Annotated in this window: 11 protein-coding genes; 2 read left to right on the plus strand and 9 right to left on the minus strand. The window is 36.3% G+C overall.

Annotated elements, in window-relative coordinates; all coding sequences use genetic code 11:
* Positions 1 to 4: 4 nt before the first annotated feature.
* From MHB53_RS10950 to MHB53_RS10990, 9 genes are all read right to left on the minus strand, one after another.
* Positions 5 to 1,018: a carbohydrate ABC transporter permease gene (locus MHB53_RS10950; protein WP_340918068.1), complete on the minus strand. Its 1,014-nt coding sequence runs from the start codon at positions 1,016 to 1,018 to the stop codon at positions 5 to 7.
* A gap of 1,116 nt (positions 1,019 to 2,134) precedes the next feature.
* Positions 2,135 to 3,034, minus strand: a complete 900-nt coding sequence (locus tag MHB53_RS10955) for a carbohydrate ABC transporter permease (RefSeq protein ID WP_340918069.1) — start codon at positions 3,032 to 3,034, stop codon at positions 2,135 to 2,137.
* 3 nt (positions 3,035 to 3,037) lie between these two features.
* Positions 3,038 to 5,644: a DUF5696 domain-containing protein gene (locus MHB53_RS10960; protein WP_340918070.1), complete on the minus strand. Its 2,607-nt coding sequence runs from the start codon at positions 5,642 to 5,644 to the stop codon at positions 3,038 to 3,040.
* A gap of 14 nt (positions 5,645 to 5,658) precedes the next feature.
* A complete protein-coding gene (locus MHB53_RS10965; RefSeq protein ID WP_340918073.1) occupies positions 5,659 to 6,285 on the minus strand; it encodes a YIP1 family protein in 627 nt (208 codons plus the stop codon).
* Complete coding sequence (locus tag MHB53_RS10970; RefSeq protein WP_340918076.1) at positions 6,269 to 7,732, minus strand: NHL repeat-containing protein; 1,464 nt, start codon at positions 7,730 to 7,732, stop codon at positions 6,269 to 6,271. Before MHB53_RS10970 ends, MHB53_RS10965 begins: the two co-directional genes overlap by 17 nt.
* Before the next feature lie 14 nt (positions 7,733 to 7,746).
* The gene (locus MHB53_RS10975; RefSeq protein WP_340918078.1) at positions 7,747 to 8,616 is read right to left on the minus strand and encodes a carbohydrate ABC transporter permease; all 870 of its coding nucleotides are present in this window, start codon (positions 8,614 to 8,616) and stop codon (positions 7,747 to 7,749) included.
* A 1-nt stretch (position 8,617) separates the two neighbouring features.
* A complete protein-coding gene (locus tag MHB53_RS10980) occupies positions 8,618 to 9,487 on the minus strand; it encodes a carbohydrate ABC transporter permease (RefSeq protein ID WP_340918080.1) in 870 nt (289 codons plus the stop codon).
* Between the two features lie 105 nt (positions 9,488 to 9,592).
* Positions 9,593 to 12,526 (minus strand): extracellular solute-binding protein, encoded by a 2,934-nt coding sequence (locus MHB53_RS10985; protein ID WP_340918081.1) that lies wholly within the window; start codon positions 12,524 to 12,526, stop codon positions 9,593 to 9,595.
* Positions 12,527 to 12,669: 143 nt separating this feature from the next.
* Positions 12,670 to 13,992, minus strand: a complete 1,323-nt coding sequence (locus MHB53_RS10990) for an ABC transporter substrate-binding protein (protein ID WP_340918083.1) — start codon at positions 13,990 to 13,992, stop codon at positions 12,670 to 12,672.
* A gap of 823 nt (positions 13,993 to 14,815) precedes the next feature.
* Here MHB53_RS10990 and MHB53_RS10995 point away from each other — a divergent pair.
* Together MHB53_RS10995 and MHB53_RS26365 are read left to right on the plus strand one after the other, a co-directional pair.
* Positions 14,816 to 15,694: an AraC family transcriptional regulator gene (locus tag MHB53_RS10995; RefSeq protein ID WP_340918085.1), complete on the plus strand. Its 879-nt coding sequence runs from the start codon at positions 14,816 to 14,818 to the stop codon at positions 15,692 to 15,694.
* Positions 15,694 to 16,299 carry a YesL family protein gene (locus tag MHB53_RS26365; RefSeq protein WP_445661424.1) on the plus strand — a complete coding sequence of 202 codons (606 nt, stop codon included), beginning with the start codon at positions 15,694 to 15,696 and terminating at the stop codon, positions 16,297 to 16,299. The genes MHB53_RS10995 and MHB53_RS26365 overlap by 1 nt, the downstream gene beginning before the upstream one ends.
* Positions 16,300 to 16,486: the final 187 nt, after the last annotated feature.

Raw genomic sequence — 16,486 nt, forward strand, 5'->3', positions numbered from 1 at the left:
TCCATTACCCAACAATACCAGCCCTTTCAACGCTTTCTACGAAATGCCTTTGGACAAACATGTACATAATAATTAATGGTAATATCGATAGCAAAACACTTGTATTTACGAGCATGGAAAGATAAGAAGGATCTGTTGCACCTTGCCCCCCCGCTGTTGATAAATTGTAAGCTATTGTTGACCCCGCAATTTGCAATTGGGATGAGAGAACACTCGCTTGTTCAAGGAACATCGTTGTAAAGTAAATATCATTCCACTGCCATACAAAGGAAAAAAGCATAACAGTAATCATAGCTGGGACGGCATTTGGCAACATGATTTTAATAAATATTTTAAAAACTCCCGCACCATCAACAAGAGCTGCTTCTTCAATTTCTTTCGGAACACCTTTGAAGAATTGCCGGAAAATAAAGATAAATAATCCTGCCTTTAATCCCATCGCTGTAATGGAAGATATTATAAATGGCCAATAGGTACCGATTAATTTGATTCCTTTTCCATCATTAAACAATCCAATTATCCCAAATATATCAAAATTCCTATATTGTAAATATGTAGGCACCATGATTGTTTGCGGAGGAACTAAAATTGTCAAAATGACCAATGCAAAAAGGATATTGCTACCTTTAAATTTAAACCGCGCAAATCCGTATCCCACAACTGCACATGCTAAAGTTGTGAGGAGCATGGTCCCCCCCGAAAGTAAAAAGGAATTTAATAGTACTTTAAAATAATCCATTGTTTCCAGTACATATTTAAAATTTTCTAATGTAAAATTGCGCGGAATATACACAATTGTCGGATCGTATAAATCCATTCTTTGTTTAAAGGCTATAGAAACCTTTAATAATATTGGATAAAGAATTACAAAGGATAACCCGATGATTAATACCGACCTGACAATGACCCAAGCCCAATTTTTTAGTTTTTCTAAACTAATGAGATTACGCTTTCCCTTTTTCTCTTTTGTTACAACTGCTTGCGTTTGTAATTTCTTTTCTGCGATAGTCGGCTGCATAGCTTCCCTCCTATAACTACTATAGATTCTCGGCATTTACCGAGTCAGATGGTACAAGGTTTTCTTGTGCCACTTTTTTATGTCTACTCCTACTTTTAATAGGGGTAGAGTTTATTTTTTATTAGTAGAATTACCCATTCTGTATGGAACGAGATAAATAATCTACATACAAAGTGTTCGCCTGCTACCGTTGATTTCCGTTTCAGGCGGACGCCTTCCACTCCAATCAACTGAGATATTCTTTTGCTTATGGTAGGGCGACTGTTCATACCTTGTTCTCAAATCTATTCCTTTTCATACGATTTCCGTGAAAGGTGGAGCAGTTCACGGAAAATGTACTTCAACGGATACCATCTTTACATGATATCCACCACGATAGTCGATATGATTAACCGTTGTATCCAAGACTTTAACCTGCTTCCCGGCATGATTATGTCAACCTTGTTGACAGCGCTATTGAATTTTCGAAACGTACTTACCTTGGGCACAATCATTAAAATTCTTTTAGATGCTACATACAATGCTGCACCCATTTATTAATTGCTGGATCACTATCAGATCGGCACTTTCATCGATTTAAAAGTCAGTAGATTATCACTTGGTATCTGGGAGGCATCGGTCCACAAAAAGGTGGTACATAAGGACATATGCCATCATGATGTGCCAATACATAGACGCTTGGTATGCTTATCAAAAAGATGAACTATCGTTTCTTTACGGTCATATTTTCTCTTCAATGGCTAAATCTATTTTAAATGCTCTATCCTAAGGGATTGTTGCTTTTAAATGAAAATCTGTTGAAGGTTGATTGGAGCGAAAGTGCGAGACTCCTGTGGGATCAGTGGGACAGGTGAGACCCCACAGGCGTTTACGCCGAGGAGGCTCACCGCCCGCCCCGCGGAAAGCAAGCAACTGTAGCGGAAATCAACCACGCACTATCTTGGTAAAGCAATGTTTGCAAAAACAGCCTTTTAAAAAAATAAATATGTGATGCTTCTTTGCCTTGTCTTTTTTTGAAAAAATTTTTAAAACAAATACCAAATATTCAATAAAGCTTAATTTCCAGTAGGTTTTTGGAAATTCGGCAGATTTATGCCTCGAAATTCCGAGAGTCTACTACTGATAAAACACTTTTTTCGAAATAAAGAAGGTACTGATTAATAAAATGACTGAAATTACTAAAAAGTATATCCATGACATAGCTCCACTCAAACCATAATCAAATTGTTTAAATGCTGTTTCTTGAAGTAATGTTGTCATGTCATTATCCGTAAACGAATCAATAACACTATAAATTACATTCGTTAAAATCAATGGACTAATCATTGGTAGTGTAATTTTCCAGAATGATTCATAGCCAGTTGCCCCTTCAATTTTTGCTACTTCATAGAGCTGAGGGGAGATGGATTGTAGTCCAGCAAGAAAGATAATAATCTGAACACCAGATGAACTAACAATTTCGTAAATCCGATTAACAGCACCTGTTAAATACTCGACAATGAAATCGTTCATACCCGCATGAAGCATCATTTTTTCAAGTTCAAAGCTTTGCAGCCCTGTTTGAATATTATCTTCCCCGCTATTTCCCATCATTGCACTCTGTAGGAAGTCTCCACTTTCAATACTACTAATAACTCCAGATGCTAGTATAACCGGCAAAAAGAAAATCGCTCTGGCAATCATCCGCCCCCGAAACTTTTGATTCAATATGCTTGCTATAAACAAACTAAAAATAACAATAAGTGGAACGTTTACGACCATATCAATGACAACTTCGGCAAGCGTTCTATTATAGTCTACATTCTCTGTTAATGCATTCTGATAGTTGGCTATCCCTAAAAACTCCAAATTAATTCCATTTGGTGAAAGTGTCAATTCACTAAAACTGTAGCGGAGCGATTGTAATAATGGAATGGCAAACAGTAGCACGAAACCAATTAGCCAGGGTGAGATAAAAGCCCAGCCCCATAACCCCTTTCTTTCTTCAAGGGACATCTTATTGCTTTTAAGTAACATCTTTTATTCCCCCTGTCTAATCTTGTAGCTCTCGGCTTCAATAGTCATACCATCTACTACTGCAGAGTGTTCGTTATAATTGACAATAATCGAAAAATGATGACCATATGTTGTTTCATAAATGCCTCTGGCAAGCTCTTTATGTGAGGTGATGGGTTTGTCGCGCACATCATTTAACACTGAATTTACTGTCTTATACATAAGGATCGCATCATCTTGCCATAATTGAAAATTAGATGAAATCAAATGATTAAATTCAGTCTCTTTAATGGTGGAAGCTTCTTCATAAAACCAGTTAAAATATACGTTTGAACCTGTCTCTAACGACTTTAAAATTTGATATTGTATATTTTGGTCAGCCGCTAAATTCACTGGACTTCCAGCGTAATCAATATACCCATGGAGAACCATTTGATAGAACGGAATACTCCGATCAGTTATATTGAAACCGCTGCTTGAAAGCGGAACATCTAAAATAGACTTTGCATATGGAAGAACCGGTGCATTACCTCCAATTGTTAATAAATTGGGGTATAGATCATTTAATTTACTCATTTGTTCTTCCCCTATTTGCTTTGATTGCTCTCGATTAATAACTTTCTTCTCTTTATAATCAGAGTGTATTCTTTCTCCTAAATCTCGTAATGATAAATTCTTAATATTAAATTTGTCATAATCTGTGATGAATTCATTAACATAAGTCGGAAGTTTTGTTGGTGATAGTAGGTAATAAGATGTACGGTTTGCCAAATCTTGCCGATAGGTAGCACGATTTGTTGGAAATACTTCCGCAACCTTTTTTGTTATAAATCGTGACGCATCTTTCGTAGGGCTAAAATCTATTGTCTTACGATAAACATTTGAAAAAGCAACGTCAGGATATAGCTCAATATTGTTATCTGTTAGGAACTCAGTAAATTCTTGTAGCCCCTTTAGCCCCCCAATCTCATTATCAACCTCCACTTTCTTTGGTATCTTATGGTTTACACCATCGTTAAACCATCCCATATAACGTACCTTTAGATTACTAATATCAGAATCCAACAATTCCTTTACTATTTTTTCCGCCTCTTCAAATGTAGTAAGCGGCTCCAATGATTTGTACGGTATACCAAGAAATGTATTTCTCTTCCAAATAGAACCTGTTAATTCAAGATAAAAAGGAATGTCATCTTTTTTCGTCAATGGCTCAAGTTGATGATTATCAATTAAATACCTTTGATAATAACTTGCCATTCCTGCATAATTTGCATCTTTACCTTCTAGAAATGCGTACCTTATAGTAAGGTTTTCTTTAAAATCACCCTTTTGAAATATAGAAATAGTATTTGAACGCTCTCCACCCGCAAGAGTAAATTCGCTAGATTCTTTAATAATGAATGAATGAGAGACAGTATTGTATGAATTCAAACGCCCCGATACATCTGCTTCAATTGCTGCAATCCCATCGCCTTCTTCTATGATGCTAATAAACGCATGATTACCCTGCTTCATTCCAAAAACAGGTAGTCTTATCGATTCACTAATTAAACTATTTGTCCTCTCGAATATAGCCTCATCGTTACCATACACACGTGCCTTATATGGCTGATACTGACTTTTCCCATTATTTAATTCTATTAATGCACCTGATCCATCGGGTACAAACATATAGCCGTCGTCATTTTGACCAGCAGCTCCAAAAAAAGGAAGAACTTGAAGTGTACTAATAGGGTAGACTGGATTATACTCCAACTCGCTTCCCTCTATTCTCACTACTACATTATCTTCTTCAAGTTGAACAATAAGAGGTATTACAAAATAGGGGAAGCTTAGTTCTTCCTCTAGTTCCACTTCATGCTCATCATTGTCCTTAGCTAATTCCTCCTCGGTATAACCAATTTCCTCAAATAATTGTACGGTTCGGTCAATTATATAATCTCGAAAGGTATTATCTCTTCGTTCATATACATCTTCTTCCTCGATATATTTATAACGCTTTTCAACATCTTTTCTTTGTTTCTCATCATCAATTTTATCTAAAATAAGTGATTGAAATCTATCTTTACTGATTAATCTCGGAAGCTGTTCAATACCTTTTGATGCATTTCCAAACGTGTAGATTATTTTAATACCGTTTTCTATCTGTTCAAACTCGAATTGTTCTTTCTGTACACTATCTCTATAACTATCAAGGCGTGTAGTTTGGCCATTAGGATTAAAATAAGTTAACGCCAATTGCGCATAAAGCATCCCTTTATTTTCAGCGACTGCAATTGGATCGCTGTCACGGTCTATTGGATTTGAATACCAAACCTTTCCACTCTCTAAATCTTTCACAGCAAAATCTAGTCTTTTTTCATTAAAATAAAGCTCAAGTTTGTCATTAGATACTACAACCTTCATATCATCTGTATTAAGTGAATTTACTTTACCAGTTACATTGACGGCGTCATTATTTATCTTAGGCTGATCATTGTCTACTGTTATATCTGATTGTTGCAAGCCTTCTGCTGATTCACTTTCCCCATTATCTTCTGTATTTGCTGCAACTACATGAACCATCGGATTCAATCCAATCAACAGGAAGAGTATACATAGCGAACTGATAAATCTAATTTTTCGGGACATCACATTACCTCCCCCTATATTCGATACACTATTTCTCTATAAATCGTTCCTACGAATGAAGCTAGCTGTTGAATCAAGCTAAAGAATAGTAAGCCCAAAAATAGCATAATTCCTATTACAATAGCGGTAAGGAAAAAAGTTATAATTGTTTTACTGGCAGAATATTGATGAATAGTCATTATGCCAACAAATAGCAGGCCCAGAAACCACACCATCGCAACAGCTTCCAATAAAAAAAACAGAGGCGTCTCTTCGAATGTAATAAAATTACTAATGATCATTGTTGTTGCATAAATTATCGCCAATGGGAGCAATGCATAGGCCGTTACTGTAATAATCTCAATGATTTTTCCTTCTCCATCCAAAAGCGTCGTAATAGCCCAATTCGCAATACAAAAGATAAAAAAAGGTAGTACAATAAACGTTAACTCATCAATGCTATTTAATTCATTTGGATTGTTAAAATTAACTATAAAACCCGTAAACTGACGTTTTAAAATAATAATCATAGTTAATAGAAAAAGGATAGAAAAAGCAATTATTGGTTTTCCTTTTCCTTCATATTTAAGATCCCAGAAACCTTTAAAAGGATGAATCGTTACATAAAAAGGATATTTAATCAACTCACTCCACAATTGCATTCATCCTCCTTTTTTTAAAGCTTTTCCGTAACCATTTGTATAGAAGGAATAGGAACGGTACTAGTATGATACCGGACATAATTAATCCAAAGTTTTCCCTTAAAACTTCCTGTCTATGTCTTTTAAATGCTTTGGAATAATAAAGTCTATTATTACCATTTTCAAAATACTTCATTGCTTCCTTGTTTTTTCCTTCCATAAGGAGTGCTTTACCAATTCCTACATAAGCAATTTCATTATTGGCATCAAGACGTAGGACTTTTCTCCAAGCTACTGAGGCTGCATCATCGTTTCCACTATTATAATGCATCACCGCTTCATTAACGTTTCGACCAAAATCAGTCGGTTTGAAGACAACTAAATTATTAAACCCCTTATCTAGTACAAGCATATCTTCATCCAATCTTTCAATAGCCGAAGGAGTCTTAAATGTTCCTGATTGATTTCCCAGCTTTCCAAATATATAAAGTAAATTTCCATCTTCATCATAGGTAAAAATTCTACCTCTCTTGGAATCTAGCGCGCTATACATTCCATAATTATTTACACTTACATCAATAAACGTGGACCCTCCTGCTAGGCTACCTGTATTTGGATAAAGTATATCCCCTTTAACATTGTGATATCCTTCTTTTCGTATAACGTCCTCACCACTTGGATTCAAACGTTGGATTGGAGTTTTTGTATCTTTTTCCGAATTGGTCACATAAATAAACCCCTCTTTATCTAGGTCTATGTTGTTAAACTCAATAGGAATAAACAATGCCATTTTCGCACGCTGAGATTTCGTAGCCATCAGTCTCCAAAAATAGTCGATAGGATTAAAGGTAACTTTGTTAGCACCCGTATAACCAGTAAAATTCCCATCTGAATCAAACTCAATAATTCCATCATAAACACCACGGCTAATAACATAAATTCGCTTTGCTTTATCCACTGCAATTTTAATAGGATAATATTCGAACCCCGCACGGATGACATCTGATTTAGGGGATCCCATTTCTCTAATAAAATCTCCCCCATCGCTCAATTCTACAATCCGCTGATTTGCAGTATCCGCAACGTAAATATTCCCTTCTTCTGTTACGAAGATCCCTTGTGGCTGGTTAAAGCTATCCGTTTTCTTTCCATTTTGAAATTTCTTTATTTCTGATACGAATTCATATTGCTTATCTAAAATTACAATTCTATTATTTCCAGTATCCAAAATATAAATTTTGTCATTGGCCACATATAGGTCATCCGGAGCACTTAGTGCACCAAACGGAGCATCACTGCCATCAATAACCAAGCCCGGTATATAAGGTATAGCAGACGGTTCTGATTTTTCCCAATACGAATAATTATATCCACTATATGGCACTTCAGCTGAAGCAGAAGATGCTAATGAGACTGTCACAAGTAAAATTACAATGATTGAACAAAAGATTTTTGAATATAGCTTCATATCTCTTTGCCCCCCTAGTCTTTCATTCCAGAAGAAGACATCGTCTGAATAATACTAGATTGTGAGAATAAAAAGACCGTGATAGGAACCGACATTAGAAGCAATGCGACTGCCGCTGCAGCACCTGCCCGTGCTATTCCACCCTGAATGATTTGGCCCATTGCGTAATTCATTGTTTTTAATTCCTCACTATAAATAAAGTTCCCTCCATCTGTCCCCCATAGTTGCTGAAACAGCAAAATCATTAAAGTTAGCCAAGCCGGTTTCACCATTGGCATTACTATTGTCCAAAAAATTCGGTATTCGCTTGCACCATCAATCCTTGCTGCTTCAAGTAATGTATCAGGTATTTGTTCCATAAATTGCTTCATCAAGTACAAACCTAGTGAAAAAGCAAATGAAGGAACGATAATGGACCAATATGTATCTACCCAGCCCAAAGTTGCCATCGTCATATAATTAGGAATCGCTGTGACATGTGGCGAAAACATTAAAGACAAAACAACAATATGAAACAGAAAACTTGACCCAGGGAATTTGTGTTTGGCCAATGGGTAGGCGGCAGCTGCTGCAAAAATAATATGACCTGCAGTTCCTACAATTGTAATAAAAAAGGTGTTGAAGACGTATCTTGTAAACGGAACCCAAGAATCGGCCATTAAATTAAATAGGTCAATAAAATTATTGATCGTTGGATTTCTAACAAAAAACCTTGGTGGGAATAAAAATATTTCATCCAACGGCTTAAATGCATTATTGATTGTATAAACTAAAGGCAATGCCATAAAAGCACCGAAAAATCCAAGAAATAAAAAGAGGATAAGTGTACCATACCAAGAGCGATTAACCTTCTTTTTTCTTCTAATTGGCAATCTGAATGCCATCCTATTCACCCACCTTCCGCAGTAACTTTTGTACAACCAGGTTTGTTGTCATCATAATAATGAAGAGAATAGTGGCAATTGATGAAGCATATCCCATTTCAAACCGGATTGTCCCATAATCAAGTAAGTGAGTAACAATTGTATGTGCTGCATATTGAACACTTGGGAACCCAGCAAGTGCCATAGCAACATCGGAGACTGCAAATGTTGTAGTAATTTGAATAACTGCTCCGAATAGCAATTGCGGTTTCATTGATGGAAGCGTAATAAACCAAAGCTCTTGCCATCTATTTCTAATACCATCAATTGCAGCGGCTTCGTATAATGTTCTATCAATCGTCTGTAAACCTGCGATAAATGCTAGGAAACTAGTGCCTAAACTAAGCCATAGCTGAACAAGCATTACAACAGCCAAAATATACGTAGGGTCATGTAACCATTGAATTGGTTCATAAATTAAACCTATTTTCATCAGAATTCCATTCGCATAACCATATGTGTCACCAGAAAAGATAATAAGCCAGATAAAGTAAATATTGCCTGAAATAGAGGGAGCAAAGAAGATCAATGTCATAAACGCCCTGATTTTCGGTGGGAATTCATTAATCAACCAGGCAAAGACAAAACAAGCAATATAACTTACTGGTCCCGTAATAGCTGCAAATAAAATCGTATTTTTTAAGGAGATTAAGAACACATCATCTTCTAAAAATAATCTTGCATAGTTATCCCAGCCAACCCATCTCGGAAATTCAAGCATATTAAAATATGTAAAGCTGATGATGATTGAAATCAAAACTGGTAAAATAGTAAAAAGAAAAAATAAAATAAAGTAAGGTGCCATCAAAATATATGAATGTTTATGTAACATTACATTCCTTTTAGTCCTTTGAAAAAATGATGGCTTTTTCGCTGCAACGGAGCTTACTACATTCGCTTCTGATTGCTTTGTTTCTGATAAAATAATATTCCCCTCCTATTCCAACGGCAAATTGAACTCTTTTCTCTTCACACGAATTTCATCATTAATATAAATAATGTAATCATTCAGTGCTTCACGGGGATTCGTGCCGTTATTCACAACTTCTCTAAATGCGTTATCCAAATGCCTTCCTGTAAAGTATCCTCCCGGCACCTCAGGTACACCTTGGACCCACTGCCACTGCTCTTCAAGCTCTTCATAATCTTTTACAGGCCAAGGAAGTTCTTTCAATGCCTCAATATTTGCGGTTGGATAACGAGCTGCTGCCCCCATTAACCCTTCCATTTCTCTTCCAAATCGAACTTGAACATCTTTACTAGTCCACCATTTCATAAATTCCCAAGAAGCATCCTTGTGTTTCGATTGGTCCATAATGATAGCTGATGTTCCGGCACTACCAACATCACGTCTAATACTTCCATCTTTTTGAACAGTCCCAGGGATTTGCACGAATTCCCAAAGCCCCCGAATTTCAGGTGCAGAAACGGACAAATGATTATAAAAAGTATAATCAGCGATTCCAAGTGGCATTTCACCGGTTCTGAAACGGTTAGGAAAGTCAAATTGCAAAGGCAATTTATAATTTGTATATAGAGTTGTCCATTCCTTAAAGGCTTCCATTGATAATTCTGACTCAAGTGCACTTGCTTTATCTTCATTTTTGTACAGCTTTCCATCTTTTTGATATAGCATCATAGTAAATGCTTGGTTCGGAATTAAGTTCTGTACTTCACCTGGGTTCTGAGGATCTTGCGCTAGTGGCAAAGCAATGTCCATATGATTTTTCTGCAAGGCCGGTATCACCTCATATAGCTCATCCCATGTGTTTGGTACCTTCAAGTTCAACTCTTCAAAAATATCCTTCCGGTAAAAAAGCATATTGAATATTTGCTGTTCGGGCAGGGCATATACACCACCATTAAAACGATAAGGCAAAATAGCACTCTCTCTAAACCTTGTACTGATATCATTAAAATCTTCGAATTGCGCTAAGTCGGCAACTGCATTCCGCATAGCATAATTAACAGGGATATCATTGCCAACTTGCATCGCTACATCTGGCCCTTGCCCTGCCAATGTTGCAGGAAGCAATACCCCCATTTGCACTAGTTTCAAATTCACATTAATATTCATTTCGGGAGTAAATGTATCATCAATCATTGATTTTAGAACTTGTGCTTGGTCACGCCCTGTTCCAATCCAGACTGTGATTGACTCTTCCTCGCTTCCTTCCTCCGTTACATTACCGATGCTATTGTAGTCCTCAATAAACGAGTAAAAAAAGCTGCCAACTTCATGTGCCGCCTTTCTTACGACGGAAACATCAGGCTTTGGCATTTCTTTGTCTGGAGAAGATAATACCAAATAATCGATATCCAACGGCTGTTCTCTGACAGTCAAAATCCATGTCCCTAGTCCACCGACATTGATTTTATAATTTTCAAGACGCCTCTGAATGGTTTCGGGGCGTTGAGTAAAGTCTTTGAGCTGATAAGCCATCGTTTTTAATATAGCCGTTTGATCACTTGTTTCTCCTGTCACTCTGGCAAGCTCATCTGCCACTTCATAAAGAACATCACTTTGACGCGCGAAAACTTCCAACATTTCAGGTATGTTTTTTTCTAGTTGATAGTCTCGATATTGGTCTGGCGTTGCTCCCGTTACCATTAGTATTTTCCTGTAAATATAATTCAGTTCAAGCACACTATCTTCTACGGTCCGTAAAAGCGGAGCCATATCACCAAGTGTAACTTCTAGTTTTATTTCATGCGTACCTTTAGGTAGATAATATAAATATGGATCGTCTCCTCCGAACACTTCCATATCCCAGCTATTATGATAGTAAAATGGGATATTTTCCATCTCTTTAAAAGGAACTTCATTGTTAATCAAGAGTTTTCTAGCCGAATAAAGACCTCGTAACGTATTTTGTTTATATTTCACACCCAGTTTGTACAATCCATCCTCCGGCACTTCAACATTCCACGAAATCCATTGTCCTGGCCATCTCCAATTCTGCCCACCGATCATATTCATCCTAACTTTTGAAATATCATATGGTTCTGTGGCTGGACTTGAACGATCATTTATCGGATATAAGGTTGGGGCCGATTTTAAAACAGCATCTTCTCCTTGTATTTTTATCCGTGTATCTTTTATTTCCTGGTAGCCTATTTTTTCATACTCTGACTTTATTTCTTCATACATTTGTGGCTCATTTACTTGGTAAAGTTTTATGTAATCTATGACCATTGGTTCTCTTGAAGATACAAATGTAATCGTGTTTTTTCCCTTACTAAAATAAAATGAATAAGGTTCCGTATAATAACCTTCACTATCCCGCAAATCAACTTCCATCCAAATCGGTTTTTCAACTTGCCTTGGCCTTAAATCGTTCCCACGATTATCGCGCCCAATTTCTGGTAAAGCATTCTCCCATGTTCGCGGGAAAGTTAATGTTGCAGCACCCCGGAAAGGTAGTTTTCCATTAATCAGTAGTTCCCTTTCAATTGAAGAACTTTTCCCTTCAATTGGAAAATACTTAACTAGCAGATTGTAAAGCCCTTCTTCTGGAACCTCAACTTCCCATGAAATTGCCCCTGTCTCATCTGTTTTAATAGCTTGTCCATCTAAACCCTCGTATTTAGATAATATTTCGGCGGTCATTTCATCTGTTGAGGTGTATGCTTCCCCCTCAATGATAATTTCTGTTTGTGGCTTTATTAAATCTCCATAAGTATCTAAGTAGTTCGAATACAAATCTGAACGGACAAATTGACCTTCCTTTATTGGTTCCTCTACATTTTCCTTCTGGGCATATGCTTTAGGACTTGAAAAAGTTAGATCTTGCGACAAACTAACTCCAGAAAGGAAAAAAGTAAAAACTGTAAATAAAGAGAGGATTTTTCTGATTTGGTGATTGCACATTCAAACCACCTCCTACCTGGTTATTTATATCACTGTCTGAATATGAAATTCCCGCTAATGTATATACTATATTAGACGGGAATTTCTTTTATTTTTAATACTATTGCTACTAATAAATCAGGATTTCCATATATTTATGGGTACTATTTCTTCCCCATGAATTCATCTATACGGGCCTGAGATTCCCCTTTCACTTTAGCAATCGCCTGTGTTGGTGATTCAGTACCGGTAGCTATATTTTCAAAAGTTTCGTAAAACGCATCTTTTAGATTGTATGACGGCCAATAGTTTGACTTAATATTATCCAACATTTCAGTCGCTGTATTTACAGATTCTTCATTTGGCATAACGATTTCAAACCAATGAACTACATCCTCTTCCGATACTTCAAACGCTGTCATTTCCTCCCAAATTTGATAAACAATCTGAGGATCTTCAACCCCTTTTGGAATTACATCTCCACCAAAGTCGGAGAGAGGTGTGACATAGTCGGTTGCTTTTGGTCCTTTCGGCCAGAAAACATACCCCCACTCAAACGGAGCCTCTAGACGCCCTTCCGCTTCCCATACCCAACCTTGAGTCATGCCTACTAAACCTTCAGTAAAGTAATTACGGGGATCTTCATAGTTGTTACCTTCGTTTGGTTTAATTACCTTATGTTCATTGTATAAAGAAGAAACAAATTCCAATGCTTCAATTGCATTTGGTGAATCTACGGTTACTTTCCCTGTAGATGAATCAATAAACTGTGCATCATTCGTAAAAATTGAATACTCCGCCAGTAGATTCGGATCAGCGCTCAAGCCGTAAGTAGTGCCATTTGTAAGCTTTTTAGCCGCTTCTAACATAGCTTCCCATGTCCACTCTCCAGCTTCCTGCAATTCGTACGGATCAGGAAGACCAGCCTGTTCAAACATCGTTTTATTGTAGAACATGCCACCACTTTGATTTACTTGACTAGTCAAAAAGTAAACCTTTTCGCCAAGCGTACCTAACTTTTTCATTGTCTCAGTCATTTTTGATGATTCAAGATCAATAATCTCGTCTAACGCATACACATAATCTTGTTGAACAAGAGCGGCTACATCTGTAGTACCGAGCCCCCAAATATCAGCAGCGGGTTCGCCGGCTAATAATGTAGTGGTCAACTGATTTACTTTTTCCTCGAATGGGATAACCACCCATTCAATTTTGACATTATATTTTCCCTCTACTTCTTTCCACTTTTCAACCTTTAAATCTTCAATCTCTGTCCCACCCTGTGGAGTTCGGTCATAGTGATCCGCGATTTTAATTACTCTCCCACCTAAATCGTATGTTGCTTCATCTTCTTTTGGTCCCTCCGTTTTTTCCGAGTCATTTCCCGTTTCTGACTTCTCTCCAGAGGTTTCTTTTCCGCCACTACATGCAGTTAGTAACAAAACAAATATTGCCATGATAAGAAAAGACAGTTTAGCTTGTTTCACATTGACCCCTCCCGTATCTTTTAATTAAATTCAAAAGTAAATGCCGCCATCCTCCTTTCATTAAGGGAAAATTAGTAATCTTCCCAATTTTTAATTAATAACTCGCGCGATTAAGTTACACATTAATTACGAAACTTAATTAACGCCTTCCAAATTACTTTGTTTTTTCGATAAAGGTAATAATTGTAACCCCTTACATGTATACCTATAATATTCAAACTTGTGCACTAGGTAAATAGAAAAATACTAGTTATCATGTAAAAAGACTAGTTGTTTTTAGACAAATAGCTCAAAAAGGGAGTAATTGTTTCTTTAACACTATTGAAGTAGGATAAATCCTCCTCGTTTATAAAGTAAATGTCGATTAAGTTATTATTACTAAAAAGAAGGTTTATTTCACTAAAAAAGTAAGATGCGGATTACTAGGGATAGATGAGGCACAATATCATATTTCTATTTTTGGTAATTAAATTTAAAAGAAAAAGATTTCCTTAAGGTTTTGCCCTTTGAGGTTCTTAACGTACAATTGGATAATCATTTTACCAAAGCGTTGAGGAAAAATAATGGAGGTTTAATTAAATGAAATTTCTTTATAGAGCCCTTAAGTATGCAAAATGCGTGTTCACCCAAGACTATATCCAGCGGCTTCTAAAAAAGTGATTTCCCCCTTTATTCCTTTCGGTATACGTTGAACTTTCTCTCACATATCGTTATCCTAATCATTAACCTTATTAATTAGGTAACCATCAGGATAAATGTTTATCAATAAAGTTAATTTATATGGTATAATCATTTACATTCACTTACCCAAGGAGGTAAACTTATGTCGCAAACCTTGGTATACGTCCCAAAAAATTTACATTTTAAAGATCTTTATTTACATACATATGGAGTGGAAACATGTTGGCCTGGGTATTTCTTTGGTCCTGCTGTTCGTGAATACTATTTAATTCACTTTATTCTTGATGGCGAAGGAGTTTTTAAAGTTAATGATGAGGTATATCATTTAAAAAAAGGGCAAGGTTTTCTAATTGATCCACATATAGTAACTTACTATAAAGCTGATCAAAACAACCCTTGGACCTATTGTTGGATTGGGTTTCATGGTATTCAATCGGAAAGTTTCATTGGTGAAACAAGGCTGTCTAACCGTGCGCCTATTTTTGATTTCGATTTAAATGATCCTTGTATTCTGCTTTTTCAGGATGTGATTAAACGCGAGGATTCGACCGTTCAAGGAGAGTTAAGAGTGCATGGTTTGCTCTATTTATTACTTGCTCAAATTGTGGAAGCGTACCCAAAACGGAAAGTTAGCCGGCGGCAAATTAAGAAAGAAGAATATGTAAATAAGGTCATTGATTTCATTGAAATGAATTATGTTAATAAAATTACCATCGCAAAGATCGCTGAATATGTCGGCCTTGACAGAAGTTATTTATGCTCCCTTTTTAAGGATTATCTACAAACTAGCATTCAACAATATTTAATCCATTTTCGAATGAATAAAGCTTGTATACTTCTTGATGACAGTGATTTATCGATTGGAGATATCGCACGGTCTATCGGTTATGAAGACCCATTACTATTTTCAAAGATGTTCAAGAAATATAAAGGCGTATCACCTAAAAAATATCGAAATAACGCCTACACACAAATGCCTGCTGAAGACGGAAAACCAACAACCTATTATGGAGGAACATAATGAAACTACTTGACTCCAAATTCTACTCAATATTAGAATCGCTATCAAACTTCTTCTTACTTAATTTAATATGGATTCTATTTTCCTTACCCTTGATCACCTTATTCCCTGCAACTGCTGCAATGTTTGCTGTAATAAGAGATTGGAAACTAGGAAAGCATACTAGTATATTCATTGCATTCCTTACGTATTTTAAATCTAATTTTATGATAAGCTTTATCTCGGGATTATTATTTTTCCTATTCGTGTTCATTTTTTACATAGACTTTACATTGATGGACCAGTTAGGACCTACAATGAGTGTGCTCGTGCTATCCCTACTTTTTATTCTGAGCTTAATTACCCTGAGCGTCAGTATCTATTTATTCCCCGTAATCGTGCATTTTAAGTTATCGTTTAAAAATGCCTTAAAAAACTCATTTCTATATGCGGTTATGTATTTTCCAACTACTATTGTTTCTATATTATTATTGATATCAATGGCATTGCTCATTTTCCTTGTACCTATTTTTTCACTTATTGCTTTCAGTGTCACCGCTTATATTATCTTTCTATTATGCCATCGAAGTTTTAATAAAATTGAGGCCCTTCGTTCAGTCGATTAATTAACAGGTCTTATCATCAGCTAACCTAATGGTAAGCCGTTCATAGAGAGCGAGGACTTTCTCTATTTGTAAGCAAAAAAAAAGCGGGGATCCCTTACGATCCCTACTTTACTATATATATTTTTATAAGTAATGATGTTGCACAGGACTTGATCCTCTTCGTCAGTATTCCTTCTCGAACTTAATC

Origin of the sequence: Bacillus sp. FSL K6-3431, assembly GCF_038002605.1 — a bacterium.
Classification (GTDB): domain Bacteria; phylum Bacillota; class Bacilli; order Bacillales; family Bacillaceae_C; genus Lederbergia.